24 protein-coding genes, 1 rRNA gene and 1 pseudogene are annotated in these 25,642 nt (G+C 67.3%); 16 read left to right on the top strand and 10 right to left on the bottom strand.

The features are described 5' to 3' along the window. Nucleotides 1-11: 11 nt before the first annotated feature. Entirely contained in the window at nt 12-743 is a 732-nt protein-coding gene (locus EPN29_07565; GenBank protein TAN32866.1) for a TetR/AcrR family transcriptional regulator, read from the bottom strand. A 136-nt stretch (nt 744-879) separates the two neighbouring features. Between EPN29_07565 and EPN29_07560 the strand changes: the two genes are divergently transcribed. From EPN29_07560 to EPN29_07540, 5 genes are all read left to right on the top strand, one after another. Beyond that, nucleotides 880-2,190: an ABC transporter substrate-binding protein gene (locus EPN29_07560; GenBank protein ID TAN32865.1), complete on the top strand. Its 1,311-nt coding sequence runs from the start codon at nt 880-882 to the stop codon at nt 2,188-2,190. 107 nt (nt 2,191-2,297) lie between these two features. Next, nucleotides 2,298-3,119, top strand: coding sequence for an ABC transporter ATP-binding protein (locus EPN29_07555; GenBank protein ID TAN32864.1), 822 nt, complete (start codon nt 2,298-2,300; stop codon nt 3,117-3,119). Beyond that, nucleotides 3,106-3,813, top strand: coding sequence for an ABC transporter ATP-binding protein (locus tag EPN29_07550; protein TAN32863.1), 708 nt, complete (start codon nt 3,106-3,108; stop codon nt 3,811-3,813). Before EPN29_07555 ends, EPN29_07550 begins: the two co-directional genes overlap by 14 nt. Before the next feature lie 15 nt (nt 3,814-3,828). After that, on the top strand, nt 3,829-4,707 hold the full coding sequence (locus tag EPN29_07545) for a branched-chain amino acid ABC transporter permease (GenBank protein TAN32862.1): 879 nt from the start codon (nt 3,829-3,831) through the stop codon (nt 4,705-4,707). After that, nucleotides 4,704-5,780 carry a branched-chain amino acid ABC transporter permease gene (locus EPN29_07540; protein ID TAN32861.1) on the top strand — a complete coding sequence of 359 codons (1,077 nt, stop codon included), beginning with the start codon at nt 4,704-4,706 and terminating at the stop codon, nt 5,778-5,780. Before EPN29_07545 ends, EPN29_07540 begins: the two co-directional genes overlap by 4 nt. A 250-nt stretch (nt 5,781-6,030) precedes the next feature. Here EPN29_07540 and EPN29_07535 read toward each other — a convergent pair. Beyond that, a pseudogene (locus EPN29_07535) lies at nt 6,031-7,155 on the bottom strand (permease). A gap of 3 nt (nt 7,156-7,158) precedes the next feature. Further along, nucleotides 7,159-7,434 carry a transcriptional regulator gene (locus EPN29_07530; protein TAN32918.1) on the bottom strand — a complete coding sequence of 92 codons (276 nt, stop codon included), beginning with the start codon at nt 7,432-7,434 and terminating at the stop codon, nt 7,159-7,161. 53 nt (nt 7,435-7,487) lie between these two features. On the opposite strand from EPN29_07530, the gene EPN29_07525 reads away from it, so the two are divergent. Together EPN29_07525 and EPN29_07520 are read left to right on the top strand one after the other, a co-directional pair. Continuing rightward, nucleotides 7,488-8,591, top strand: a complete 1,104-nt coding sequence (locus EPN29_07525) for a DUF4331 domain-containing protein (GenBank protein ID TAN32860.1) — start codon at nt 7,488-7,490, stop codon at nt 8,589-8,591. Next, complete coding sequence (locus EPN29_07520; protein TAN32859.1) at nt 8,591-9,082, top strand: twin-arginine translocation signal domain-containing protein; 492 nt, start codon at nt 8,591-8,593, stop codon at nt 9,080-9,082. The genes EPN29_07525 and EPN29_07520 overlap by 1 nt, the downstream gene beginning before the upstream one ends. Nucleotides 9,083-9,118: 36 nt before the next feature. Here the strand turns inward: EPN29_07520 and EPN29_07515 are convergent, their stop codons facing one another. Together EPN29_07515 and EPN29_07510 are read right to left on the bottom strand one after the other, a co-directional pair. Continuing rightward, entirely contained in the window at nt 9,119-9,316 is a 198-nt protein-coding gene (locus EPN29_07515) for a response regulator transcription factor (protein ID TAN32858.1), read from the bottom strand. Nucleotides 9,317-9,737: 421 nt separating this feature from the next. Continuing rightward, nucleotides 9,738-10,082: an ArsR family transcriptional regulator gene (locus EPN29_07510; GenBank protein TAN32857.1), complete on the bottom strand. Its 345-nt coding sequence runs from the start codon at nt 10,080-10,082 to the stop codon at nt 9,738-9,740. Nucleotides 10,083-10,152: 70 nt separating this feature from the next. On the opposite strand from EPN29_07510, the gene merA reads away from it, so the two are divergent. Further along, entirely contained in the window at nt 10,153-11,799 is a 1,647-nt protein-coding gene (gene merA, locus EPN29_07505; GenBank protein TAN32856.1) for a mercury(II) reductase, read from the top strand. Then, nucleotides 11,796-12,452 (top strand): hypothetical protein, encoded by a 657-nt coding sequence (locus EPN29_07500; protein ID TAN32855.1) that lies wholly within the window; start codon nt 11,796-11,798, stop codon nt 12,450-12,452. Before merA ends, EPN29_07500 begins: the two co-directional genes overlap by 4 nt. A 78-nt stretch (nt 12,453-12,530) precedes the next feature. Here the strand turns inward: EPN29_07500 and EPN29_07495 are convergent, their stop codons facing one another. Next, nucleotides 12,531-13,913: an FAD-binding oxidoreductase gene (locus EPN29_07495; protein TAN32854.1), complete on the bottom strand. Its 1,383-nt coding sequence runs from the start codon at nt 13,911-13,913 to the stop codon at nt 12,531-12,533. 9 nt (nt 13,914-13,922) lie between these two features. Between EPN29_07495 and EPN29_07490 the strand changes: the two genes are divergently transcribed. The 3 genes from EPN29_07490 (at nt 13,923) to rrf (ending at nt 15,937) form a co-directional block, all read left to right on the top strand. Continuing rightward, nucleotides 13,923-15,311: a PDZ domain-containing protein gene (locus EPN29_07490; GenBank protein ID TAN32853.1), complete on the top strand. Its 1,389-nt coding sequence runs from the start codon at nt 13,923-13,925 to the stop codon at nt 15,309-15,311. An 86-nt stretch (nt 15,312-15,397) separates the two neighbouring features. Continuing rightward, complete coding sequence (gene rpsU, locus EPN29_07485) at nt 15,398-15,595, top strand: 30S ribosomal protein S21 (GenBank protein ID TAN32917.1); 198 nt, start codon at nt 15,398-15,400, stop codon at nt 15,593-15,595. A gap of 225 nt (nt 15,596-15,820) precedes the next feature. Then, a 5S ribosomal RNA gene (gene rrf / locus EPN29_07480) occupies nt 15,821-15,937 on the top strand. Between the two features lie 47 nt (nt 15,938-15,984). Here the strand turns inward: rrf and EPN29_07475 are convergent. Continuing rightward, nucleotides 15,985-17,388 (bottom strand): hypothetical protein, encoded by a 1,404-nt coding sequence (locus EPN29_07475; protein TAN32852.1) that lies wholly within the window; start codon nt 17,386-17,388, stop codon nt 15,985-15,987. On the opposite strand from EPN29_07475, the gene EPN29_07470 reads away from it, so the two are divergent. From EPN29_07470 to EPN29_07460, 3 genes are read left to right on the top strand one after another with little or no spacing between them, the layout of a single operon-like run. Then, nucleotides 17,118-18,254 (top strand): glycosyltransferase family 2 protein, encoded by a 1,137-nt coding sequence (locus EPN29_07470; protein TAN32851.1) that lies wholly within the window; start codon nt 17,118-17,120, stop codon nt 18,252-18,254. The genes EPN29_07475 and EPN29_07470 overlap by 271 nt on opposite strands. Next, nucleotides 18,255-19,154, top strand: coding sequence for a zinc metalloprotease HtpX (locus EPN29_07465; protein TAN32850.1), 900 nt, complete (start codon nt 18,255-18,257; stop codon nt 19,152-19,154). It abuts the gene before it with no gap. Nucleotides 19,155-19,196: 42 nt separating this feature from the next. Beyond that, nucleotides 19,197-22,256 (top strand): cyclic nucleotide-binding domain-containing protein, encoded by a 3,060-nt coding sequence (locus EPN29_07460; GenBank protein TAN32849.1) that lies wholly within the window; start codon nt 19,197-19,199, stop codon nt 22,254-22,256. On the opposite strand, the gene xseB is transcribed toward EPN29_07460, so the two are convergent. The 3 genes from xseB to moaA are packed head-to-tail and all read right to left on the bottom strand — an operon-like array spanning nt 22,257 to nt 24,810. Continuing rightward, nucleotides 22,257-22,460, bottom strand: a complete 204-nt coding sequence (xseB, locus tag EPN29_07455; protein TAN32848.1) for an exodeoxyribonuclease VII small subunit — start codon at nt 22,458-22,460, stop codon at nt 22,257-22,259. Further along, complete coding sequence (xseA, locus tag EPN29_07450; protein TAN32847.1) at nt 22,457-23,986, bottom strand: exodeoxyribonuclease VII large subunit; 1,530 nt, start codon at nt 23,984-23,986, stop codon at nt 22,457-22,459. The genes xseB and xseA overlap by 4 nt, the downstream gene beginning before the upstream one ends. Next, a complete protein-coding gene (gene moaA, locus EPN29_07445; GenBank protein TAN32846.1) occupies nt 23,812-24,810 on the bottom strand; it encodes a GTP 3',8-cyclase MoaA in 999 nt (332 codons plus the stop codon). Before moaA ends, xseA begins: the two co-directional genes overlap by 175 nt. A gap of 19 nt (nt 24,811-24,829) precedes the next feature. On the opposite strand from moaA, the gene EPN29_07440 reads away from it, so the two are divergent. Then, a complete protein-coding gene (locus EPN29_07440; GenBank protein ID TAN32916.1) occupies nt 24,830-25,603 on the top strand; it encodes an enoyl-CoA hydratase in 774 nt (257 codons plus the stop codon). Nucleotides 25,604-25,642 lie beyond the last annotated feature (39 nt).

Raw genomic sequence — 25,642 nt, 5'->3', positions numbered from 1 at the left:
CCTATCGAACGCTATGTCGTCAGTCGCGTGTTCAGGCTCCGCCCCGAAGCCAGACCGCCCGCTGCGCTGTGGCGGTCGGGCACTGGTGCTGCGTCCGCGGCCGGCGTGGTCGCGCCGCGGCCCCGCCACGCTCGTGCCAGACGAGTTCCTCGGGTGACCAGGACCAGCATGTCGACGATCTCATCGAGGTCCGGATAACGTCCCGACAGGTAGCCGAGCGCCAGCACTTCGGTGGCGGCGATGTGGATGTCCGCGATCATCTCGAGCCGCCGCCGCTCCCCGGGCCCGTCGTGCGGATAGCCTCGGGCAACGAGCTCGGTGACCAGGTCGGTACGGGTATTACCGGCCAATCGCCGGCTGGAGTCGCCCAACGGCGATGCCGGGTGGTGACGCACCCGCAGCGCCAGCCGGAAGAGGTCCGGGCTGGCGGCCAGTATCTCGAGCGGGGTGCGGAACTCCTGGCGAAGCTTCTCCTCGCTTCCGGGTGCCGCCAAGGCCTCGTGACGGCGCTTCCCGAGCTCGGCCCGGAGCTCGTCGAAGAGGTCGTTCGAGAGCGCCTTCACCAGATCGTCGCGGCTGCGGAAGTGCTCGTAGAAGGTGGCGCCCGCGACGCCGGCCTGCCTGGCCACGGTGCTGGCGGCGAGGCGGGCCTCGCCGCCGGCCAGGATCAGCTTTCGGGCGGCGTCGAGCAGGCGCTTGCGTGTGCGCTGCTTGGCTTCACGGCGAGTCAATGGCGCCGCCATCTCGACACCTCAGCCAGGCAGGCCGAACCCAATTGTTGCCACGACAATTCACCGAGAGTACCATCGGCGAAACGGGCGCGCGGGTCCAGGGTGCAACCGGCGGGCCGGGCGTGGCGCCTTACAAACGGAGGTGGACATGGCGACCTCTTCGATCCGGCGACTGACTGGGGCGTGGGGAGCCTGGCTCGTGACCCTGGCCCTGCTCGCGAGCGCCTGCGGTGGTCAGGGCGGCACCAGTACGACCAACACGGCCTCCGCTCCGGGTATCACCGCGACGCAGATAACGATCGGCAGCCACCAGCCTTTGACCGGCCCCGCCGCACCTGGCTACTCGGAGATCTCCAAAGCCTCGAACGCATATTTCCAGTGGGTGAACGACCACGGCGGCGTCTACGGCCGAACCATCAACTACCTCTTCGAAGATGACGGCTACAACCCGGCCAATACGGCCACCGTCGTGCGCAAGCTCGTTCTCGAGGACAAGGTTTTCGCCATCTTCAACGGACTCGGAACCCCGACTCACACCGCCGTCGTCGACTATCTGAACAGTCAAAAGGTGCCCGACCTCTTCGTCGCCTCGGGCTGTGACTGCTGGAACCAGCCATCGAAATGGCCGGAGACTTTCGGCTGGCAGCCCGACTACATCATCGAGGGCAAGATCACCGGCAAGTACGTCAACGACAACTACTCCGGGATGAAGGTCGGCTATCTCTACCAGGACGACGACTTTGGCCAGGGTGGGGTCAGTGGCCTGGATTCTCAGATTTCGGCCTCGAGCGTGGTCGGCAAGCAAAAGTACGTGCCCACCAACACCAACCTCGGCCCTCAGATTGCCTCGCTGCAGGCTGCCGGCGCCCAGGTCGTGGTGCTGTACACCATCCCCGCCTTCACCGCCATCGCGATGCTCACCGCGGCCGCGATCCACTACAGCCCGAAGTGGGTGGTCAGCAGCGTCGGCGCAGACCCGACAACTCTGGCGGGTCTGGTGCAGGCATTCTCCAAGGGCGCGGCCGGGGCCAGCCTCATCAACGGCGTGGTCACCTCTTACTACCTTCCCTCGACCGGCGACACCTCAAATTCCTGGATCAACCTGTTCAAGCAGATCCACGACAAGTACATCGCCTCGCTGCCGTTCGACGGCAACGTCGAGTACGGAATGGCCGTCGCCTACTCATTCGTCCTGCTGATGAAGAAAGCCGGCCGCAACCCGTCGCGCCAGGACGTCATCAATGTCCTGGACAGCGGCAAGCTGGACCCGGGGCCGGGCCTGGTCCCCTTCGGCTACTCGTCGAGCAGCCATCTGGGGTATCAGGGCGTCCAGATGGCCACCATCCAGAACGGATCGCTTCAATACTCCGGCTCGATCTACACGGCCAGCGTCAGCGGCTCGGTCACGGCGTGTGGCAGCTGCGCTTCCGGCGCCATGCCCGCCAACGGCATTCCGTGACGGTCGGATCGGTGCAACCGGCTCATGTGATCGTTCAGGAAGATCCGCCACCCAAGAGTCGATAGGCGTCATCAGCCTGTGCGGATGAGGCCGGCTGGCCCGGTGCAGTGTTGAACGACGCCGCAGCCAGTCCAAGCTCGCTCGAGGTTCGCTCCCTGACCGTGCGCTTCGGGGGACTGACGGCGCTGGACGATGTCTCGCTGCATGTGCCTGCCGGTCAGATCGTTGGCATCATCGGCCCGAACGGCGCCGGCAAGACGACCCTTTTCAACGCCGTCTGCGGTTTGTTGCGCCCGCAGGCAGGGGAGATCATCTTCAACGGACGCAACATCAATGGCGTGCGGCCCCACGATCTGAACGGGCTCGGCATCGCGCGCACCCTCCAAGGGCTCGGCCTGTGGCGCGGCCTGACGGTGCTCGAGAACGTGATGACCGGCGCTCGCCGTTCGGCGGCGCCCGGCTTCGTCCTCGCGCTGTTGGGGCTTGACCGGTCCGACCGCTACGAAGCCGGGCTGGCCGGCCTGGCCCTGGCACAGCTGCAAGAGCTCGGCATCGAGGAGAGTGCGAACCGGTATCCCGTTTCGCTTTCCTACGGTGTCCAGAAGCTGGTTTCTCTGGCGCGCGCTCTGGTCTCACGGCCGGGGCTGCTGCTGCTCGACGAACCCGCCAGCGGCCTCACAGCCAATGAGATCAAAGACCTCGCGAACCTGCTGCGCTCGCTGCGCGCGCGGATGTCCATCGCGCTGGTCGAGCACCGCTTGGACCTGGTCATGAACGTCTGCGAACAGGTCCACGTCCTCGATTTCGGCCGCCTCATCGCTTCGGGCCCTGCCGAGCTCGTGCAGAAGGGCAAGGGAGTGACCGACGCTTACTTGGGCGAGGAACTTGGGGTGAGTGACGCCAACGAGGTCGCCCGTGCTCGAGATTGAAGCCCTCAGCGTGGCCTACGAGGGCGTTACGGCACTCGACGGTGTGAGCCTGCGAGTGGCTGGCAAGGGCATCACGGCCGTGCTGGGTCCGAACGGCGCCGGCAAGTCGACTCTCCTGCGTACCATCGCCGGCCTGGTCCGCCCGCGGTCCGGCAGCATTCGCTACAACGGACGTCTGCTCAACGCCATGCCGCCCGAGGCCATAGTTCGGGCGGGAGTCAGCATGGTCCCGGAGGGGGGAGGGATCATCCGCGAGCTGACCGTCGACGAGAACTTGAAGCTGGCGCACCTCTGGCGTCGCGACCCTGCCGACCTCCGCAGGGCTCGGGACGAGGTCATGCAGTTGTTCCCGGCTCTGTCGGAGCGGCGCGATCAGCCGGCCCATTCGCTGTCCGGCGGCGAGCGCCAGATGCTGGCCGTCGGCCGCGCCCTCATGTCGCGGGCCGACCTCCTTCTGATGGACGAGCCGTCGTTGGGCCTGGCGCCAAAGCTCGTCAGCCTGATCATGCGCACTGTTCGCGACCTCAGCGGGAGGCGAGGGCTCAGCGTGCTGTTGGTCGAGCAGAACGCCCGCAGCGCGCTCTCGATCGCAGACGAGGCGGTCCTTCTCTCATCCGGCCGCACGGTGGCCACGCGCCGAGCGGGCGAGCTCGCGCAAGAAGAGGAGCTGTGGCATGCATATCTCGGTTATTGAGGCCGCCGGCGGCGGATGAGCTATTTCATCGTCCTGACGCTCACCGGCATCGCCTCGGGCATGATCTACTCCGCGCTCGCGCTCGCGCTCGTTTTGATCTGGCGGGCCACTCGGGTCGTTAACTTCGCCCAGGGCGCCATGGCGATGGCGACCACCTACATCGCGCTTGCCGTCATCCAGGCGACCGGCAACTACTGGCTCGGCTTCGTCGCCGCCCTGGCCGGCGGTCTGGTCATGGGTGGGCTCGCGGAGCGGAGCCTCGTGCGCTGGGTGGAGGCGGGACCACCGCTCAACGCCGTCATCCTCACGCTCGGCCTTCTCCTGGTGCTGGAGGCGGTCGTGCCCATGATCTGGGGGGCCCAGATTCGCTCGTTCCCGGCTCCGTTCTCGATCGCCGCCACGCAGGTCGGCGGCGTGTTCATCGCCCTGTCGCCCTTCAACATCTTCACGATCCTGGTCGTCCTTTCGGTCGTGGCTGCACTGCTCGTTCTGTTCCGGTTCACAATGCTCGGCCTCCGCATGAGAGCAGCGGCGATCGCGCCCGAGATCGCACGCCTGATGGGTGTACACGTCGGGCGGCTCCTCACCTTCGGTTGGGGCCTGGCGGCGATGACCGGCGCGCTGGCGGGCCTGCTCGTCGCCCCGACCCTGCTGCTCTATCCGAACAACATGGACGCCGTGCTCGTGTACGGGTTCACGGCGGCCGTGCTGGGTGGGCTGGACAGTCCTGTCGGGGCCCTCGTCGGCGGGCTGGCGATTGGAATCGCGCTGTCGTTTGTCGGTGGCTACTTTGGCGGCGACCTCGAGACCGTCGGTGCGCTCGTGATCCTGATCGCCATCCTCATGGTCCGACCGCAAGGGCTGTTCGCGCATGCGGCCGAGAGGCGGGTGTGAGCGTGGTCGCGTCGAGATTCGGAGCCCAGCTGGGCGGCCTTCGACCGACACTTCTAAGGCATGCCGTTCTGTTATTCGGGCTCGGGCTGGCAGCCGCGCTGGCCATCTGGCTGCTTGACTCCCTCAACCCATTCCTCGTCTTTCAGCTGTCGACCGTGAGCTACTTCGCGATCGCGGCCGCCGGACTGACGGTCCTGACCGGCCTCAACGGTCAGCTGTCCCTCGGTCACGGCGCGCTGATGGGGGTTGGCGCCTACACCACCGCGATCCTGCTCAAGCGGTACATGAATCTCAATCCGGGGCTGGTGATGGCCGCCGCCACCCTGATGACGGCGGGGGCTTCGATTGTCGTCGGCTCCGCGGCCGCGCGGCTGCGCGGGCCCTACCTGGCCGGCGCGACTCTGGGCCTGGCCGTCGGGTTGCCAGGTGTCGCGGTGCGGTTCTCCAACATCTTCGGCGGCGACGCCGGCTTGGCCGTTCCCGCCCTGTCTGCTCCCGATGCGCTCAGCTCGATCCCCCAGGAAGTCTGGCTGGCTTGGGTCGGCCTCGTTCCGACCGCCATCACCTTCACCTTGCTGGCGAACCTCGTGCGCACACGGTACGGACGCGATTTCCAGGCCATCCGCGAAGACGAGGTGGCCGCTGCGCTCAACGGTATCCGGGTCGCTCGGACCCAGGTGGTCGCGTTCGTGCTCAGCGGCGCCTGCGCGGGACTGGCGGGGTCGCTGCTGGGCTACACGTCCAACCTCGCCGCGCCGGGCAGCTTTCCGCTGACGCTGTCGCTGGAGCTGCTGGCGGCGATCGTCATCGGGGGCCTTGGCACCCTACCCGGCGCGATCTGGGGTGCGCTGATCATCGTCTTCATTCCCGACTGGATCGGCTCCCTCAACGATGCGCTGCACCTGCCCGGCACCGTCCGGGACGAGCTGCCGCTGGCCCTGTTCGGAGCCGTGTTCGTGATCGCGATGCTGGCCTTCCCGCGTGGCATCCAAGGCGGGTTGACCGGTTTCTGGCGATGGCGGGCGAGGCGCCGCTCGAACCCCGTTTCAATGGGGGCGCCGGATACGTCCTGATGGGCGGCGGGCCTTCAATACGGCGTCACGGCCGCCGCGGTTCTGCCGGCCCGGTGGCAGGCCGGTCGGAGCCGGCCGCCTCGGTGACGTACCTAGCGGGATGGTGCGCGAAAGCCGATCGGCAGCCCGCCGAGCAGAAGTAGTACGGCGCGCCCAGGTACTCAACCTTCTCTTTGGCATCGGTTGGGTCCACGGTCATGCCACACACCGGGTCGCGCACCAACAAGGCTGACGCCGCGGGCGGGATCGCCATCGAGCGCAGCATCTGCACACCGCCGGTCCTCAGGAATCGCCAAGCCATGAGGGCCATGAGCAGCAGGAACGCGATGTCCAGGAACGTCGTGTAGTTCCAGGCCGGATGGGTCTCGAAGACCGCGATGTGGTGGTTGGTCGGCACCAGGCCGAAGAATTGAAACGCACCGCCGACCAGGAAGCCGGCCAGGACCATCGCTCCGTAAGACACCACCAGCAGGTAGAGCGACATCCGGCCGCCGTAGTACTTCCGGTAGATGTTCAAGATCGGCAGGATGATCAGGTCGGCGAAGATGAACGAAACCACGCCGCCGAACGAGATGCCTCCATTCCACAGCACCGCCGCGAGGGGCACGTTCCCGACCGAGCAGACGAAGCTGAGCATCGAAATCACGGGGCCGACGAGCGGTCCCCAGAACTCGTTGAGGGTGGGGTGGGTGGACAGGAAGAAAGCCTGCCAGAAGCTGTCCGGCACCCATGCAGCCAATGCACCGGCGATGAGGAAGCCCAGGGCGAGATCGGCGTAGAGGCTGTAGACGTCCATGAAGAAGTAGTGGGATATCGCGGTGAAGGCGCGCGCCGAGAAGAGCCGGGCAAGGAAGGGTCCCTCGGTGATGGACATGTCCATCTCGCCATGTCCTTCCATATTCGAGCCGACGATTCCGCGCTCGGCCTGGCTCCTGGCCTCGTCGACCAGCCGCCGGCGCAGAGTCAGCTTGAAGATGATCCAGAGAATCACGGCCATGAGCAGGCCGCCGGCGAACTCCGCGGCCACGAACTGCCAGCCCAGGAGGATGAGCAGGACGAGCCCGAGCTCAAAGACCAGGTTCGTCGAGGCGAACTCGAAGATGATCGCGTTCACCAGGGTGGCGCCCTTGCGGAACAGGGCTCGCGCCACCGCCACCGCGGCGTAAGAGCAGCTCGAGCTGGCGGCGCCGAAGCCGCAGGCGAGGGCGAAGCCTTTGAGGTCGGATCGGCCCAGCGCACTTGAAACCGTCTTCTTCGACACCACCGTCTGGACGATGGCGGAGAGGAGGAAGCCGAAGGCCAGCGGCCAGAGGACCTCCCAGAACATGAAAAACGAGAGCTGCAGCGCGTGTGCGGCGGCGTTGACGACCAACATCGGCTACGCCCTCACCAACCGCTCCACGGCCTCGTTGAGCTCGCGGACCTTCTCGCCTCCGCCGCCGGCGCGTATCGCCTCCGTCACGCAGTGCTCCGTGTGGTCCGCCAATAGCTGCAGCGCGACGCTCTCAAGAGCCGCCCTCACCGCATTGACCTGTGTGAGGACGTCGATGCAGTACCGGTCCTCCTCGATCATCTTCTGAACTCCACGCACCTGACCCTCGATCCGGTGAAGCCGAGCCTGAATCCTGCTCTTGTCCTTGGAGTAGCCTCGCATGCCGGGCATGATACCCCCCGAGGGTATGGGCCCGCAGGACGCGACCGGCTCGCATGGGCCAAATGCTCCATCGACGCTGGGCCGGCGCCGTCGTAGCCTGCCTTTACCAGTCGATTGCCGCCTGCGCCCGATCGGTTTGGGAGGGGGTCCACATGGCAGATCACTTAGACGCACCCGGTCTCACGTCCCCGGCCATGGATGCGAGAGTGGATGTCACCGACCACTTTGCGTTCCAGCAACCCGGCCACGCGTCCAGGACCGTCCTGATCTTCAATGTGAATCCCCTGGCGCCCAGCCATGCCGATGAGTTCCGGCACGACGCTCTTTACGAGACGCTGGTCGACACGAATGCGGACGCCAAACCGGACATCGCGTTCCGCTACCGCTTCACCCGCAAGGAGGCGGGCAGGCAGTTCGCTCGGGTCACCCGCGCCGAGATTGAACGCGATCTCCAGGATGGCCACATCCACGAGGAACTCGAGACGGAGGTGCTCGTCGAGCATGCGCCGGTCTCCTTCGGCTCACACGCCCGCATCACCAAAGGCCACGACGACGTGCGCTTCTTCGCCGGCTTCCGCAGCGACCCATTCTTTTTTGACCTTCTGGGCTTTCTGAACGGTTTCAAGTTCACGGGTAGCGACTTCTTCATCGACAAGAACGTTTTCGGCATGGTGCTGGAGATGCCGAGCCGCCTGCTCGGCCGCAACCCAAAGGTGGGTGTTTGGACCCGGACCCTGGTGCCGATGACTCTTCAGCCCGACCATCTGACGCAGGTGGACCAGATGGGACGGCCCGCGATCAACACCGTCTTCAATCACGGCAACGACAAGAACATCTTCAACATGACCCAACCCGACAAGATGCGGACCACGAAAATCGGGTCGGGTATGACCTTCCTCGAGAGCTTCGAGGCGACTCTGAGTTCATTCGGCTATTCGGCGGCGCAGGCCAAAGCGATCGCTGAGATCCTCCTGCCCGACATTCTCACCTTCGACTACTCGAGCACGGCCGGCTTCCTGAACGGCCGCCGGCTGCAGGACGACGTGATCGATACCTCACTAGGCCTGGTCACCGACGGCAAGATCACGACCGACCTCGTCGGCAAGCACACCGATTACCTGGCCACCATGCCCTACCTGGGCGCACCCCACGTCTGATGAGGGAGGCGAAGAGGATGAACCGAGTGGACCGCAGGACCTTCCTGAAGTTGGCCGGCAGCGGCTCGGTCGCGGTCGCCGCCGCGGCGGTGTCCGGCTCCGCGGTGCTGCTCCCGCCGGCGAGTCGATACCTGTCGTTCCGGGCCTCCACCGGGCTCCCGGCCAAACCGCTGCCGAGCATGGTCACCAAGATCGTCGATGGCCGCGTCGACCTGACCAGCGGAACCGGGATCGTCAACAGCCGGGTGCTGGCCGGCTACCCTGAGCCGAGCCAGATTGCGCTGCCCGGGCTCAGCCGGCTGATCCGGGTCACCAGCGCGACCCAGGAAGGGGGACTCGTGCGTCTGACCGGCGTGGTCGACGACCGCTCCCAGCTCCAACCGCGGGAGGCGCCGGAGGTTCAGATCACGATCGACCGGGCGCGGGGCATCGTGATCGCGCCGCTGGCAGGCCACGATGTCACGCTGACCCTCGAGGACCTGCCTGCCTGACCGCGAGCTGGTCCGGGCCGCCGGGCGCGTTCAGTCCTAGACCAGGCCTAAGCGGACTGCGCTGAGAGCTGCACCCGCGCGGTCGTGGATGCCCAGCTTGCCGTAGATGTGCGTGATGTGGTTGCGTGCGGTTCGGGTCGAGATGCCCAGGCGCGAAGCGATCTCCTTATAGGTCAATCCACGGGCCGCCAACGCGAGCACCTCGGTTTCTCGCGCGCTGAGCCGCCTTGCCATCCGAGCCTCCCCAAGATCGCCGCGCCGCCGCCTCACCGACTGGTACGGCGCATCGGGCCGATCGGATCATCGTCCGATCCCGGCGGGGTGGGGGTCAGCCTGGTTCGGCCGATGCGAGACGAGGCGCAGCCTCACCCCCGGCTCATGCGCTCGCGGATGCGCCAGGCGAGAAGTGCCGCCAGCACCACCAGTGCGGCGGCGCCAATGGTGTATCCATGCGCGGCCAGCCACGCGCCCGCCCCGGTCGCGGCCAACGCGCCGACGAAAAGCGGGCCGGCGCAGCAGACGACGGCAACGATCGCCATCACCGGGGCGGCGAGCGATCGAGTCCGGGCCGGTGATCGCGGGCCGGTTGGCGCCTGGCCTCCTGCCGGTCCGTGCTCGGGAGAATCGGCCGGCTCCGCTGTTCTTCGACTCTCCATCACACCCACTCAGGTCCGATACGCGTGCAGGCGGCGAGCCGGTCGCAGATCGGTTCCATCGCGTCCGCCGCCCGATCCATGATGCCGACCAGGCCGTCCAGTGCAAGGCGATAGATGACTTCCTTGCCCCGCCGCTCGGTGCTGACGAAACCGCAGTGACGCAGGCAGGCGAGATGGGTGCTGACTCGAGGCTGTGGCTGTTCGACCGCGGCGACCAGCTCGCCAACCGTGCGCTCGCCTGCGCTGAGCAGCTGCAGGAGCTTCAGGCGCGTGGGATCGCCCAGGACGCGAAAGAAGCGCGCCGCCGCGCTCGTCTCAGTCGGAGCCTGGAAGACGGAATTCATATCTGGCAAACAGGATACTATATTCATGTCCGGCTGGCACGGGATTGCATTTCATGAGGAGGCACCACAGATGACGACCAAGCGCATGGAGATCGAGGGCATGACCTGCGAGCACTGCGAAAAGACCGTGGCCGAGGCACTGACGTCGGCGGGGGCGGCGGCGGCCCAGGTCAGCTGGCGTGGCGGCCAGGCGGTCTTTGAAGCCGCTGACGCTTCAGATCACCAGCTGACCAGCGCCGTCGAAGAGGCCGGCTACAAGGTCACCTCGATCGCGGCCGAAGCCGAGCGGCCGACGGGCTTTCGTGCCGTTGTCGGCGACGCGCGCTCCGATTACGACCTCGTCGTCATCGGCTCCGGATCGGCGGCGTTCGCGGCTGCCATCCACGCCGCCGGCGCCGGTGCCCGCGTCGCCCTCATGGAGTCCAACGTCGTCGGCGGCACCTGCGTCAATGTGGGATGCGTTCCATCCAAAGCGATGCTGGCTCCAGCCGAACAGCGCTACCGTGCGGGCCATCATCCGTTCGCCGGCATCGAACGGGCGGCGCTCGGCTTCGACCTTGGGCAGCTGGTGGACGCCAAGGCGGCACTCGTCGATGAGCTGCGCCAGGAGAAGTACATGGATCTCGCCGCGAGCTATGGCTTCACGATTTGCAAAGGTTTGGCTGAGTTCGTGGATGCGCAGACCATCGAGTGCGGCGGCGAGCTGATTCGCGCCGGCAAGTACATCATCGCGACCGGCGGATCGCCGGCCGTTCCGCCGGTTCCCGGCCTGAAGGACGCGGGCTACCTCACCAGCACCACGGCGCTCGAGCTCCGCCAACCGCCGAAGCGGATGGCCGTGCTGGGCGCCGGTCCGGTGGGACTGGAGATGGGCCAGCTCTTCATGCACCTGGGTAGCAGCGTCACCTTCATCACCCGCGGCGAAGTGGCGTCGCGGGAGGAGCCCGAAACCTCACAGACGCTCACGGCCGTCCTCGAGCAGGAGGGCGCGCGGGTGATCACCAATGCTGAGGTGACCGGGGTCGAACGGGTCGCCGGCGGGCGACGCGTCAGCTTCAGGCACGACGGCCGAGAAGAAGTCCTGGACGTCGATGAGATCCTGGTCGCGACGGGCCGGAGGCCGAACACCGAGAGCCTCGGGCTGGAGAAAGCCGGCATCGAGGTGACCAAAAACCGGGCGATCAAGGTCGGTGACGATCTCCAGACCACGAATCCGCGGGTGTGGGCGGCGGGCGACGTGACCGGGCACCGGCAGTTCGTCTACGTCGCGGCCTATGAGGGCAACATCGCTGCCCGCAACGCCCTCCAGGCGGCCGGACGAAAAGTCGACTTCCACGCCTTGCCGCGGGTGATCTTCACCTCGCCGACTTTCGCCGCCGCGGGGCTCACTGACGAGCAGGCGAACGCCCGAGGCATCAAATGCGAGTGCCGCGTCCTACCGATGTCGGCGGTGCCCAGGGCGCTGGTCAACCGTGATACCCGAGGCTTCATGAAGATCGTGGCGGAGGTCGGAACGGGCAAGATCCTCGGCGCCAGCATGGTCGCCGACGGAGCCGGGGACGTCATCCACAGCGCCGTCCTGGCGATCCAGTTCGGGCTGACCACCGATGACATCGCCAATGCCTGGGCGCCATACCTCACGTTCGCCGAGGCCTTCAAGCTCGCCGCCCAGACTTTCAAGCGCGACGTGTCCAAGCTGAGCTGCTGCGCGGCATGAGCGGGATGTCCGTCCGCCGGCCGAAGACGAGGCTGAAGCCGCCGCTCGACCTCGAGGCCCTGGTGCGAACCGCGGCGTTTCAGCTCCTGTTCACTCGTGCCGAAGCGATCGCACCCGAGACGCTTGCCGAGGCCTCCGGCCTCCGCTTGGACCGGCTGGCCGCGCTGCTCGAAGAACTGGACCGGGCCGGGCGCATCCGGCGCGACGGTGCCGGGCAGGTCGTCGGTTCAACCGGCCTGAGCGTCATTCCTGACCGCCACGAGATCGAAGTCGAGGGACGCCGGTTCTGGACCTGGTGCGCCTACGACATCCTCGGCATCTTCGGAGCTCTACGGGCTGGCGGCCGGGCGTTCTCTCCGAGTCCGCCCGACCGCAGCCTGATCGAAGTCCGTTTCGATCGCGGCAGGCCGCGGCCGAGCGACGCGGTACTCTTCCGGCCTGATACAGAGCTGATCGACTGCTGCCAGAACGTGTATGAGGAGTGGTGTCCGAACAGCAATCTCTTCGCCAACCGCGAGCTGGCCGAAACCTGGGCCGCGGGTCATGGCGTCAGCGGCAAGGTCCTCAGCCTTGACGAAGCCGCAGACCTCGCGTTGGAAGCGTGGCAGCCCCTCACCGAAGGTCTCACCTCAAGTGAGTTGCCGCCGAGCTGATCGCCTGGCTGCATCAGCTGAGCTTGCGTCCGCCGGCCCGCGGCCGCTTGGCCGGGAAATGACAGGCGACGAGCGGCGTCACGCGACTCCATCCGCCGGTTTGATGTTCTGGTTGGATCGAAAGATGTTGTCCGGGTCGTACCGCGCCTTGATCCGGGCCAGCCGTTCGTAGCGCGGACCATAGGCGGCGCGCACGCGAGCCTCGCCTTCGTCGTTGTGGAGGAAGTTCACGTACACACCGCCGGTCGAGTGCGGCTCCAGGGCGGCAAAGTAGTCGCGGCACCAGCTGATGTCGGGATGCTGAGGCCCTCCCTCCGGCCATGCGGCGTTGATGTTGATCGCGTGCACGGCGTCGCGGCCGCTCGCGGCGGTGGCGTCCTCCGGCCGCTCGGCGATGGCACCTCCGAGGTGGAACAGGAGGGTGTACGAGGCCGGTGAGGCCTTGCCCCATGCCCGCTCCAACATGACCTCCACGGCAGCGTCCGTCAGCGAAGGCAGGTAATGCGACTTCCAGTAGTAGCCCCAGTGGTGCGGGACGCTGGCGTCGAACATCGACTGGTGCTCGAGGTATGGCTTTCGCTGAACGAGGTCGGCCGCGGGTGGTCCGAACTTGCGCAGCGGCCGCAGCACCTCCTCTCCGTGCTCCGGCTCACCGGCATAGCAGGGGATGAGCATCAGGACGTCAGTGCCGCGCAAATCCTGTGGAACCCAGTCGAGCGGTGGTGCGGTGCGGAGGCTGACGTAAACGGCCAGCTCGTTCGGCGCGGAGGAGATGAACTCTCGATAGAAAGCGAGCGCTTCGCGCGCCTGCTCAGGAGTGAACAGGAGCGGTCCGGCGAGGACCATGTTGCCAAGCGGGTGGAGCTGGAACTCGAATCTGGTCACGATCCCAAAGTTCCCGCCGCCGCCGCGCACTGCCCAGAAGAGCTCCTCGTGCTCGTCGGCCGCCGCGCGGACCCGGCTCCCATCGGCGAGCAGCATCTCGACTGAGAGCAGGTTGTCGGACGTCAATCCCCAGCGCCGGCTGAGCCAGCCGAAGCCACCGCCGACCGTCAGCCCCGCCACGCCCGTGTGGGTGACGATTCCAGCCGGCGCGGCCAGGCCGTGGGCCTGGGTGGCGGCATCGAAGTCGCCCCACAGAGCCCCTGGCTCGACCCAGGCGGTTCGCGCACGAGGCTCCACCTCCACCCCTCGGAGCGCCGAAAAGTCGATCACGACCCCGCCGTCGCACAGGGCCGAACCGGCGACGTTGTGCCCGCCGCCACGGATCGCGACCGGCAGCCCCTCGGCAAGTGCGTGTCTGAGCGCCATCGCCGCGTCGTCCGTGTCCATGCACCGCGCGATCACCGCGGGCCTGCGGTCGATGGCGTCGTTCCAGATCCGCCGCGCCTCGTGGTAGCCGCCGTCCTCCGGTTGGATGAGGGTGCCTCTGAAGCTTGCGAGACCGCTGAGCATCTTCATGCCGGGAGCATGAGACACCGGCTGGCAACCGGCAATAAGCAAATTTCTCAGCCAACTCCAAGGGTTCTGCCACCGTTCTCAAAGTTTCCGGCCGCATCGTGGGACACATCTCGAGCACCTCGCTACCGGAGGCCAACCCACATGTCGGAAATGGACAGAGAATCGATTGAATCGGGTCAGCCGTCGCTGACCGCGCCGCAGCCGGCGGATCCACCGTCGCCGCTGCCGCCAGCGCCGCCTGCTGCCGCCCCCGCCAACAACTCGTTGGGGCATCGCATCGCGTCGATCGTGGTGCTGGTCGCGGTCGTGGCCGCCGCAGGCGGCGCCGGCATCGGCTGGAGCCTGGCGAGAGGCATCAGCCCGCACCCGCCGCAGATCTCGTTGCCGGCGCCGATCCAGGCCGTCAACCCGGACACCGGGTCCGGAGCCGGTGCCCAGAACGGAAGCCTCAACGCCGCCGCCATCGCCGCCAAGGTGGATCCCGCGATCGTCGACATCAACACCGTCACCGTCTCCGGCGAGGCGGCCGGCACCGGCATGATCCTGACCTCCTCAGGTGAGGTGCTGACCAACAACCACGTCATCAACGGAGCCACCAAGATCCAGGTCACGATCGCGGGTCGTTCTGGAACGTACGCGGCCGAGGTCGTCGGCGTGCATCTGAGCGCGGACGTCGCTCTTCTTCAAATCCGCGGCGTCTCCGGGTTGCCGGTCGTGACGATGGCGCGCTCTTCGAGCCTTCACGTCGGCGACAAGGTCGTCGCCCTTGGCAACGCGCTCGGTCTGGGCGGCACTCCGCACGCCACCCAGGGCACGATCACGGCTCTCGATCAAACCATCACGGCCGGTGAAGGCCGCGCCGCCTCAGAAACCCTGACCGGGATGATCCAGAGCGACGCCAGCATCAGCCAGGGCGATTCAGGCGGCCCGCTCGTCAACGCCGCCGGCCAGGTCATCGGGATGATCACCGCTGGGGACGTGCAGGGTTTCCGGTCGACCAGCTCAACCGTCGCGTACGCGGTCCCGTCGGATGCCGCGCTCGCGAGCGTCAACAAGATTCGCTCGGGTCAATCCGGCTCCGGGTTCATCATCGGTCCCGTCGGTTTCCTGGGAGTCCAGGTCCGCGACTTGGACGGCTCCATCGCCGCGCGGCTCGGCCTGAACGTGCCGTCGGGCGCCCTCGTGGTCGGCGTGCAACCGGGATCACCCGCTGCCGCGGCCGGCATCGGCCAGTACTCCGTCATCACGGCGGTCGGAGGCGCAGCTGTCATCTCGATCGACACGCTTGGCACCGCGCTCCACGCCCACAAGCCGGGCGAGCGCTTGCCTGTGACCTGGGTCGACCAGAATGGCACGCATACCGCGACGGTCACACTGATAGCGGGACCGGCGATCTGACCCATGGCAACCCCGGCGCGGTGCCTGAGGCGGCTGGCGGTCGATCGGTTCGGCCTCGAGGAGACCTCACAGAGCAGCGGCTGCCGCTGACCGGTTATCCTTGGAGGGTTGTGCGTATCGTAGTCAAGGATCCCGAGGAGTTCGAGCAGGCACTTCGGGAGTTCCGCCGCAAGGTGCAGGAGCAGGGGCTCGTGCGCGAGATGCGACGCCGTTCGCACTACGTCCCGCCGGCGGAAGCTCGCAAGATCAAGAGCCTCCGCGCGCGGCGTCGCCGGACCCGCTGACCGGCGCCTACCACCGCTCGGGAGGCGAATGGTAGAGGCGGGAGGGGCACCTTCCCGAATCCTTGGGGACCACCTGCCAGTGGCCCTCGCGCGCTGTCCGATGATGCGACAGCAGAGCCGAGGTGGTGACCTTGAAGATGCATGGTTCCCTCACCCCAACCTTCTTCCCGAGGGGGAGAGCGGGGTACATGATCCCCTCACCCCAACCTGGCTATAATCGATGCGTTCGGTGACCATGGCGGAGGGGAGACACCCGTTCCCATTCCGAACACGGCAGTTAAGCCCTCCAGCGCCGATGGTACTGTCGGGGTAACCCGGTGGGAGAGTAGGTCGTTGCCGAGCGTTTTTATGAGTCCCGGAGCCCGCAAGGGCGACGGGACTCATTGTTTCTAGTCGATCGCCGGCTCGGCTTCCGCGAGGCTCTCCGCATGCAGGCTGGGTAGGAGCAGGTAGCAGCGGATGCTCAGCAGCACCAGCAGGGCGATCAGGGCGGCCAGAACGTCGAGCACGATCTGCCCGACTCTGGCGTGGAACAGGATGATCAGCAACCCCTCGGCGCCGCAGGCCGCCGCGAGTATCGGAACGAAGACGCGATCGTGCACCGCCATGAAGAACTGGACGAGCAGGTTGTCCAGCGACAGCGCCAGGCCGATGACGCCCACGGCGAACACGTAAGGCGTCGCGTCGCGGAACCCGGGACCGAACAGGATGCCGACGACCAGCCCCGGCACCACGGCAAAGACCAGCAGGGCGCCGGCGCCCAGCGCCGCCAGGATCCCGGCTGAGGAGAGGAGGATCCGCCCAGGGTGCTGCTCCTTGGCCACCGCCTCCACAACTCTCGGGAACAGCACCTGGCTGACGCTCAGGGTCAGGAAGAAGAGGATGGTCCCGATCTTGTTCAGCCCGCCGTAGATGCCGCCGTCATGGCCGCTCAGGTAGTGCTCGGCGAGGATCACGTCCTGGTTGTAGAGGATCTGGATGCCGATGATGCCTGCGGCCGCGGTCAGTGAGAACCCGGCCATGACCCGCAACCGGACCCTTCTGCCCGTGCGGCGGAAGTGGTCGCGCAGTGAATACAGTCCTACACCGAAGCAGATGGCGAGCCCCGTGAACACCGCCGCCATCGCGCCTGAAACGGCATAGCCGGCTTTGAGCAGCCCGAACACCACGGCGGTGCGCACGATCAGCTCCAGCGAAAGGTTGAGTGAAAGCGCCGGGAATCTCTGCACTCCCTGGAGGATGCCGCGCGGAATCGCCACCTGCCAGATCAGCGCGATCGAGAAGCCGAGGATGACGATCGGGATCGTCGAACCCAGGTGCTCGAAGGCCGCCACCGGACGCGCGAACAGGGTCGTCAGGAGCACCGCCACCAGGCAGGGGATGGCGACCAGCCTGGTGGTGCGGGCCAGAAGCGACCGGACGCCGGCATCTCCGCGAGCCGCCAATGTCGCGGTGTACCTGGCGAGGACGACGATCAGGATCAGGGCCGGGGCGGTCCCGACGGCGTAAAGCGCGATCAGGAATGCAACCTGGCCGTAGGTGGCCGGCCCGAGCACCCTCCCCGCGATGGCGTGGAAGACGAACCCGCCGATGCCCGCGACCAGTCCGCCGACGAACAGGACCAAGTTTTGCCGGACCAACCGGTTCCGCCGGACCTGGGCCAGGCGCTGGCCGAGACCCAGTCGCGCGCCGGTCTGCACAGTCCGGGAGATTCTACTCGACGCGTGCACCGCGCCCCGGCGGCGATAATGCGTTCCCGATGCCCGATCAGGCGAAGCCCATCGTCTCAGCACTGATAGTCAGCTACAACGCCAAGGACCTTCTTCTCCGGTGTCTGCAGGCTTTCTTCGCGAGTGCGGACGTGCCGGTGGAAGCCGTGGTCGTGGACAACGACTCGTCTGACGGATCGGCCGCGGCGGTCACGGACGAGTATCCGCAGGCGACCGTGCTCGTCCAGCCGAAGAACCTCGGCTACGGGCGGGCCGCGAACGTCGGGCTGGAGCGCTGCCAGGGCCGCTTCGTGCTTCTTCTGAACACCGACGTGACGGTCGACCCGCAGTGCGTCGGCAGGCTCGCGGATTTCCTCCTGACGCGGCCGGACGCTGGGGCTGTGGGTCCGCGGGTCCTGCTCTCTGACGGCCGCTTCGACCCTGACGCACGCCGGGCCTTTCCCCTCCCGAGCACGCTCTTCTACCGGACCGTCGGTCTGAGCCGGCTGTTTCCGAAGAGCCCGCGCTTCGGCCGCCACAACATGGGGCACGTCCCGGAATCGGATGTCCACGAGATGGATTCCGGCACCGGCGCCTGCCTGATGCTGCGGACGGCGGCCTTGGATCGTGTCGGGTTCTTCGATCCGCGCTACTTCCTGTTCGGCGAGGACATCGACCTGTGCTACCGGCTCAAGCTCGGCGGTTGGAAGGTCTTCTACCTGCCGGCCGCCGGCGCCGTCCATCACGACCGCCCGGGCGATGCCGGGGCGCGAAGGCGGATGTCATACGAGCGGCACCGGGCGATGTGGGCTTACCACTTCAAGCACCACGCCGAGGACGTTTCGGCGTTCGGCAACGGGTTGGTCTGGGCGCAGATCTGGGGTCGATGGGCGGCAGAATGGGTAAAAGATTCAGTTGCAAGGGGTAGGACGAGGAGAGAGTCGAGCTAGGTGTATCACCAGATCGCCCGCAACAAGCGCAACAGCGTCGTCGTGATCCTCGGGTTTCTCGCGGTCTGGCTGGTGGCCGGCCTGATCGTCGGCGCGATCGCTTACGGGACGAGCGGCGCGATCACGGGCGCCATGGTCCTGGGCCTGCTGGGCGTCGGCGCGGCTCTGTTCTCCTACTACTTCGGGTCGGCGACGGTCCTTTCCGCGATGGGCGCGCAGAAGGCCGATCCGCAGCGGTTCCAGCAGCTCTACAACGTCGTCCAGGCGCTGGCCATCGGCGTCGGCTTACCGATGCCCGAGGTCTTCATCATCAACGACCCGAGTCCCAACGCATTCGCCACCGGGCGCGATCCCAACCACGCCGCGGTGACCGTGACGACCGGGCTGCTCGAGATGATGAACCGCGAGGAGCTGGAGGGCGTGCTCGCGCACGAGATGAGCCACATCAGGAACTTCGACGTCCGCCTGCTGCTGGTGGTCACGACCATGATCGGGCTCGCCGCGCTGATCGCGAGCATGTACTGGAACGGTGCTTGGCGCATCCGCAGCCGTGACGACCGGGCAGTCCTGGTCGTCTTCGCCGTCGGCATCATGTTCACGCTCATCGCCTTCCTCGTCGGGCCCCTCATGCAGCTCGCGCTCTCACGCCAGCGCGAGTCGCTTGCGGACGTGAGTGGGGTCGAGCTCACACGCAACCCGGTCGGCCTCATCAATGCGCTGAAGAAGATCGCGCAAAACGACAAGCCCCCCGAGCGTTTCAACCACGCGGCGGCCGCGATGTGCATCGACAACCCGCAGGAGCACCACGGCAGCTTCTTCAACCACCTGTTCGACACCCACCCTCCCATCGAGGAGCGAATCGCCGCCCTGGAGAGGATCGCGAGCGTCCAGCAGACCTGACCAGGCGCCGTCCGCGTTGCGTTAGCTAATAATCGCTTTGCCGTGCAGGGCTGGGTCAGTCCGGACGCCATGTCGCCGATGCTGGCGAGGTTCCTGCGCGTCCGGCGCAGCGAGCTCAACCGCACGCTCCAGGTCGCCGGCTTCGCGATCGTCGTCGGCTGGGCCATGTACACGGCGTTCAACGCGACCCAGGCGATATTCCTGGCCAAGGCGGGGCCGCACGCCTACCCGCTCTTCTTCATCGTCCTGGCCCTGGCCGTCTGGCCGATGGTCGCGCTGCAGGGAATCGTCACCCGAAGAATCGGCGTCGGCCGCGCATTCCGCCTGAATCTCGCACTCAATTCCGTGGCCGCCCTGGGCATCTATGCCGCATACGCGGTGGGGGAGACCGCGACCGTGGCCTTCACTGCCTACGTCGTCTACTCGGTCGCGTTCGAGCTGGTGATGCTCCATTTCTGGAGCTTCGCGAGCCAGCACTTCAACCTGCTCGAGGGGAAGCGCATCTTCCCGGTGATCGCCGCGGGCTCGAGCATCGGCTACATCCTGGCCGGCTTCACGACCACGGTCGTCGCCGTCTACTCGACCGAGCCGTTGATGATCGTCTGGGCCTTCGGCGCCGGCGCGGCAGCGCTGATCTCCGTCGGCCTCGAGCGGCGCCTGTTTCGCCCGGAGTTCATCGACGACGCCGACGAGTTCCTGGCCGACCACGAGGCTGCCCTCAAGAAGCACGGCGTCCTCGCCATCCTCAAGGGTGCGGTCCGCTATGTGACCGGGAGCAGGCTCGTGCTCGCCCTGGTCCTGCTCGCCCTGGTCCTGCAGGTCGCGAGCCGGGTCGGCGACTACCTGGTCGCCGTGCTCTTCGTCGCCGCGACGCACGGCAACCTGCAGTCGCTGACGATCCTCATCGGCAACGCCTGGCTGGTGAGCTATGCCGTCCAGCTGGCGGTGAGCCTGTTCGTCACCCCGTGGGTCCTCAACCAGCTGGGCGTGAAGAACGCCATCATGGCCCTGCCTGTATTCACCCTTGTCGGATTCACGGCGGTGGCCCTCAGCCCTGTGCTGGCCACCTCGCTCTTCCTGTTCATCGTCCGCAACGGGCTCCAGACCGGACTGGACGACCCGGCCGAAAGCGTGCTCGGCACCGCCCTGCCGGCGCAGGTGAGCCCGAAGCTCAAGTTGCTGCTCGAAAACGCGGTGCTGCCGGGCGCCGCCGTGCTCAGCGGCGCGGGTTTGCTTCTGGTCCAGAGGTCGGGCGCGGCCGGCGTCGAGGTGCTGGCGGTCATCGGCATCGCCGCCGGCGTGCTGTTCATCCTGGCGGCGCTGCGGGTACGGGGCCTGTACGTGCACGCGATCTATGAGCGGCTGCGCACTCACGCCCTGAGCCTTGGCGATTTCCAGCAGGCGGTCGGCCGCCCCAGCCCGGAGCAGGTCGCCGAGCTCCAGGGCTTCATTCGCGGCACCGACGACAAGGCGCGACAGTTTGCGGCGGCCGCGCTGGGCAAGCTCTCGCCCGACGTCTTCACGGCCATGCTGCCCGAGCTGCTGGCGGCGGCCGACCCGGTCGTGCGCCGGCTGGCCTTGCAGCTGGCGCCTCCGGACAGCATCGCCGTGGAGCAGCTCGATGCGGCCGGGCGCGACCCCGACGGTTGGGTCCGGGCGGCTGCCGCCGTCGCGGGGGCCACCCGAAAGGAGCGGTGGTCGCGGTCGGATGAGGTCATGGGCGAGCTCTGGCGCTCCCATGCATCGACCGATCGCGCCGCGGCCGTCTGGGCGGCGGCTTTTGTCGGCGCCCAGGAGATGGTGGCGGAGGCCATGCGGGATGCTGAGCCGCGAGTGCGTTTGGAGGCGATCCGCAGCTTCGCCAAGATGAAGGCACAGGTCGCCAACGTGTCCGCTGGCGTGATCGCCTGCCTCCGGGATGGCGACGTCGAGGTGCGGCGAGAGGCGCTTCGACAGGCCGTCCGCTGGACGCCGCCGGGCGGCCAGCGCCAGGCTTTCGCCGAAGCCCTGGCTGAGGCGCTGGCCAGTCGGGACCGCGACGCCCGACGCCTGGCGGCGGAGGCGATGGCGGCTCAATCGCCCGACGCTCTGGTGCTCACGCTGCCGCTGCTGAGGTCGCGAGACGAGACCGCGGCGGCCACCGTCGAGGCCCTGCTACGCAGCGGGCGCCCAGACCTCTTTCGGCAGGCGCGGGTCCATCTTGAGTCGCACCTGGCGGATGCGCTCCACATGGCGCGGCTGGCGGCGCGGGTGGCGGCGGGCGCGCCCAAGGACGAGGGTGACGTGGTCGCCGGCTACACGCTGCTGCGCATCGGGCTCGACGATTACGTCCACAACGCGGCCGAGTCCGGGCTTGCGGCGATGAGGGCGCTGCAGGGTAAAAGAGGCTTCGCCACGGTCGAACGCGGCCTTCGATCCGAGGAGTCCAGAGCCCGGATAGAGGCGCTGGAAACGCTGATAAACTTCGGCCCGGGCTGGCTCGCCGGGCGGCTGGCGCAGCTGCTGGACCCCGGGTCGTTCGAGGGAGGGTCGGCTCGTCCGCTGACACATGCCGAGCTCAAAGCGCTTGCGAACCATCCCGACAAGTGGGTCCGGGAGACCGCCGAAGCGGTTGCCCAAGGGCTCGGCGTGCACATGAAAGAGCTGATCGCCCTCAAACGCGTGCCGCTCTTCAGCACCCTCAGCCTGGAGCAGCTCGCGAGCATCGACCGCCTCATGGTGACCCGCCACTACGCACGAGGCGAGTCGATCTTTCGGAAGGGCGACGTCGGCGCCGAGCTGTACGTCGTCCTCGAGGGCGAAATTCGAATTCATCTCGACCACGACGGGCGCGAGGTCACCGTCGCGCGCCACGGACCGAGCACCGTGGTGGGCGAAATGTCAGTGTTCGACGATCAGCCGCGCTCTGCCAGCGCCGAGGCGAGCCAGGACAGCACCGTGCGGGTGCTGCGCCGAGATCGAATGCACGCCATCGTCCACGAACACCCGGAGGTGCTGCTGGAGTTCGTCAAGAACCTGAGCCACCGCCTGCGCGTCATGAACGACCAGCTGGAGCTGGCGAAGCCGGCGCAGCCAGGGGCCGCACCCACCGCGGCCGACTGATCAGCCGGCGAACGGTTCGGGCTCGGCTCGGATCTCGATCTTGCGGCGAGCCGCGTCGAGGCGCTCGGTGCATACCTTCAGGTAGACCCGAGCTTCGTCGACGGCTTGGAGCGCGTCCTCGAGCGAAAGGTCTCCGTCCTCGAGCAGCTTCAGCTTCTCGTCCAGCTTCTCGAGCGCTTGCTCGTAGCTCAGGTCCTGGCTCACGGCTCGACCTCGTCGACGCGCGCGCCCAGCCGCCCGGCGCCCAGCCGGATGCGGAGCCTGCGCTCGACTGCGGTCCCGGCGGCGGAGCGCAGCACCGCGCCAGACTCGGCGTCCTGGGTGATGCTGTACCCGCGCGAGAGGACCGCATCAGGGCTCAGGGCGACCAGTTGCTGCCGGCGGTGCTCCAGCCCGCGACCGGCGATGGCGAAGCGCTCGGCAAGCGCCCGGTCGAGGCGGTCGCCGGCGCGGCGGGCCGCAAGCGCGTTGCGACTTCGCGTCAACCGCGCCAGGGCGGCGCTGTGCAGTCGCCGTCCACGCTCTCGCATCGCGTCCTCACGCCGCGCGACCTGCGCCAGCGGGCTCAAGCGAGCCAGCTCCGAGGCCGCCCTCGCCAGCCGCTCCACCCGCTGGCGCACGAGCGCGGGCAGGAGCTGCCCCATGCGCTGCTTTTTGACGGCCAAGCGCTCCGCCTCCCGGGCGACGCGCTGACCGATCTCGCGGTCCAGCCGGCGCCCCCGCTCGCGGAGCTGGGTGAGTAGGTCCGACTTCTTGGGCACGACGCGCGCGCCGGCTTCGGTCGGCGTCCGGCACTCCGCATCACCGACGAGGTCGGCGACGGTGCGGTCGGACGTGTGGCCGAGGGCGGTGACCACCGGCAGCCTCGATTCGAGGATCGCGCGCGCCACCACCTCGGTGTTGAACGCGTACATCTCCTCAAAGCTGCCGCCACCACGGGCCACCACGATAACGTCCGCCAGCGCCTCCTGGTTGCACCGCCGTAGGGCTCGCGCGACGCTGGCCGGCGCGCTCGCTCCCTGCACCTGGACCGGGTAGACGACGATGCTCATGTTCGGATAGCGCTCCAAGATCGTTTCCTGGAGGTCGTGGATGACGGCCCCGGTGGGCGAGGTGACCAGTGCGACCGCTTGGGGAAGGAAGGGCAGGCGGCGCTTGCGCGTCGGGGCGAACGCGCCCTCGGCCTCGAGCCGGCGCTTCAGCTCCTCGAGCCGCGCGCGGAGCTTGCCGACGTCGTCGAACTCGACCCGGTCGACGATGAAGCTGAGCCGTCCGGTCTTGCCGAAGAAATCGACGCGGCCGCGGAAGACGAACACCTGGCCGTCTTCGGGCAGGGTCGTGACCCGCCGCGCGTCATCGGCGAACAGGACGGCGTCGAGCCGGCTGACGCCGTCCTGGATGGAGAAGTTGAAGTGACCGGCCCCGCCGCGCTTCATACCGCTGACCTCGCCCTTCACCAGCATGGCGGTGAGCGGGCGAAGCTCGCGCCGGATCTCGTTGGCGAGCTCGGTGACGGTGTAGGGGCGTTGAGCTTCGACTGGCCGCAGCAGCGGGTCTAACCCCCGATCTGGGACATCGACTTTGCGGGCTTGATGAAGCCGGGCTGGTTGATGAGGTGGCCCTCCTCCTTGCGCCAGACGGCGGTCTCGATCACGCCACGGAGGTGCTCGTCCGAGACGCCCGACCGCATGAGGTCGCGCAGCGGCGTCTCCTGCAGAGAGAACAGGCACGTGCGCAGGCCGCCCTCGGCGGTCAGGCGGATGCGGTTGCAGGTGGTGCAGAACGCCTGGCTCACCGATGAGATGAAGCCGACCCCGCCCGGCGCGCCGTCGGCGAAACGGAAGCGGGTGGCCGGTCCAGGCCTCGGATCGGCGACCGGCAGCAGCGGAAACAGGTCTTCGATCTGCTCCTGGATGCGCCGGCTGGGGACCACCTGCTCGTTGGTCCAGATGCCGTCGCCGTCCAGCGGCATGAATTCGATGAACCGGACCTCGTAACCCTCGTCGCGGGCGAGACGGGCAAAGTCGACGACCTCGTCGTCGTTGTGGCCTTTCATGACCACCATGTTCAGCTTGATCGGCCACAGGCCCGCCTCTCGGGAAGCCTGGATGCCGTCCATCACCCGCCCGAACGCGTCGCTTCGCGCGATGTCGTGGAAGCGGTCCATGTGCAGCGTGTCGAGCGAGATGTTGATGCGCTTGAGGCCGGCTTCCTTGAGCGCCAGCGCCTTCTGACGCAGCAGCACGCCGTTGGTGGTCATGGTGATGTCGAGCGTCGGGTCGATGGCGTTGATCATCCCGACCAGCTCCTCGACCTTCACGCGTACCAGGGGCTCACCGCCGGTGATCCGGATGGTCCGGACGCCGTAGTTCTCGACGAAGATGCGTGCGAGCCGGGCGATCTCTTCGAAGCGCAGGATGTCCTCGCGGTTGAGCCACTTCAGCCCCTCCGCCGGCATGCAGTAGATGCAGCGGAAGTTGCAGCGGTCGGTGATCGAGATCCTCAGGTCGTCGGCCACCCGCCCGTACGAGTCCGTCAGCCTCGCGGAGCTCATATGGCCGATGATAGCCGTCATGGGGTACGAGCACATCCTGGTTGATATCGAGGCCCCGATCGCGACCGTCACCCTCAACCGGCCGAAGGTCCTGAACGCCCTCAGCCCCGACCTGATTCGAGAGCTCAACGCGGCTCTGGGCGAGCTTGATGCCGACGAAAACGTGCATGCGGTCGTGCTGACCGGCGGCCCTCGCGTGTTCGCCGCTGGCGCGGACATCGCCGACATGGCCGACCGCACCGCCGTCGACCAGATGCGGCGCGACCAGACCGGCCGCTGGGCGGGCGTCGCCGCGTTCGGCAAGCCGCTCGTCGCGGCGGTGAACGGCTACGCCCTGGGTGGTGGCTGCGAGCTGGCGCTGATGTGCGACCTGATCATCGCCGGCGACGGGGCGCGGCTCGGCCAGCCCGAGATCAATCTCGGCATCATCCCCGGCGCGGGGGGCACGCAGCGATGGCCGCGGACGGCGGGCAAGTACGCGGCCATGGAGGTCATGCTCTCCGGTGCGCCGGTGAGCGCGCAGCGCGCGTACGAGCTCGGCCTGGTCAACAAGGTCGTGCCGGCCGAGATGACGGTCGAGGTCGCCAGGCGCACGGCACGGCAGCTGGCGTCCAAGGCTCCCCTTGCGCTCCGCATGGCCAAGGAAGCGGTGCTCAAAGCGTTTGAGGCCCCGCTCTCGGAGGGGTTGGCGGCGGAGCGCAAGAGCTTCTATTTCCTTTTCTCGACCGAGGACCAGAAAGAAGGCATGCACGCCTTCCTGGAAAAGAGACGCCCAAGCTTCAGAGGCAGATGAGGGCCAATGGGTCCCCGCGGCGTCGAGGCTGATTGTTGA

The sequence above is a fragment of the bacterium genome, from assembly GCA_004299235.1.
Lineage (GTDB): Bacteria > Chloroflexota > Dormibacteria > Dormibacterales > Dormibacteraceae > SCQL01.
This window is presented reverse-complemented; position numbering and strand designations above follow the sequence as displayed.

Coding starts and splice junctions, on each gene's coding strand:
- EPN29_07565 (TAN32866.1), bottom strand. CDS start 743: ATGGCGGCGCCATTGACTCGCCGTGAAGCCAAGCAGCGCACACGCAAG.
- EPN29_07560 (TAN32865.1), top strand. CDS start 880: ATGGCGACCTCTTCGATCCGGCGACTGACTGGGGCGTGGGGAGCCTGG.
- EPN29_07545 (TAN32862.1), top strand. CDS start 3,829: ATGAGCTATTTCATCGTCCTGACGCTCACCGGCATCGCCTCGGGCATG.
- EPN29_07530 (TAN32918.1), bottom strand. CDS start 7,434: ATGCGAGGCTACTCCAAGGACAAGAGCAGGATTCAGGCTCGGCTTCAC.
- EPN29_07525 (TAN32860.1), top strand. CDS start 7,488: ATGGGCCAAATGCTCCATCGACGCTGGGCCGGCGCCGTCGTAGCCTGC.
- EPN29_07520 (TAN32859.1), top strand. CDS start 8,591: ATGAGGGAGGCGAAGAGGATGAACCGAGTGGACCGCAGGACCTTCCTG.
- EPN29_07515 (TAN32858.1), bottom strand. CDS start 9,316: ATGGCAAGGCGGCTCAGCGCGCGAGAAACCGAGGTGCTCGCGTTGGCG.
- EPN29_07510 (TAN32857.1), bottom strand. CDS start 10,082: ATGAATTCCGTCTTCCAGGCTCCGACTGAGACGAGCGCGGCGGCGCGC.
- merA (TAN32856.1), top strand. CDS start 10,153: ATGACGACCAAGCGCATGGAGATCGAGGGCATGACCTGCGAGCACTGC.
- EPN29_07500 (TAN32855.1), top strand. CDS start 11,796: ATGAGCGGGATGTCCGTCCGCCGGCCGAAGACGAGGCTGAAGCCGCCG.
- EPN29_07495 (TAN32854.1), bottom strand. CDS start 13,913: ATGAAGATGCTCAGCGGTCTCGCAAGCTTCAGAGGCACCCTCATCCAA.
- EPN29_07490 (TAN32853.1), top strand. CDS start 13,923: ATGAGACACCGGCTGGCAACCGGCAATAAGCAAATTTCTCAGCCAACT.
- EPN29_07470 (TAN32851.1), top strand. CDS start 17,118: ATGCAACCTGGCCGTAGGTGGCCGGCCCGAGCACCCTCCCCGCGATGG.
- moaA (TAN32846.1), bottom strand. CDS start 24,810: ATGAGCTCCGCGAGGCTGACGGACTCGTACGGGCGGGTGGCCGACGAC.
- EPN29_07440 (TAN32916.1), top strand. CDS start 24,830: ATGGGGTACGAGCACATCCTGGTTGATATCGAGGCCCCGATCGCGACC.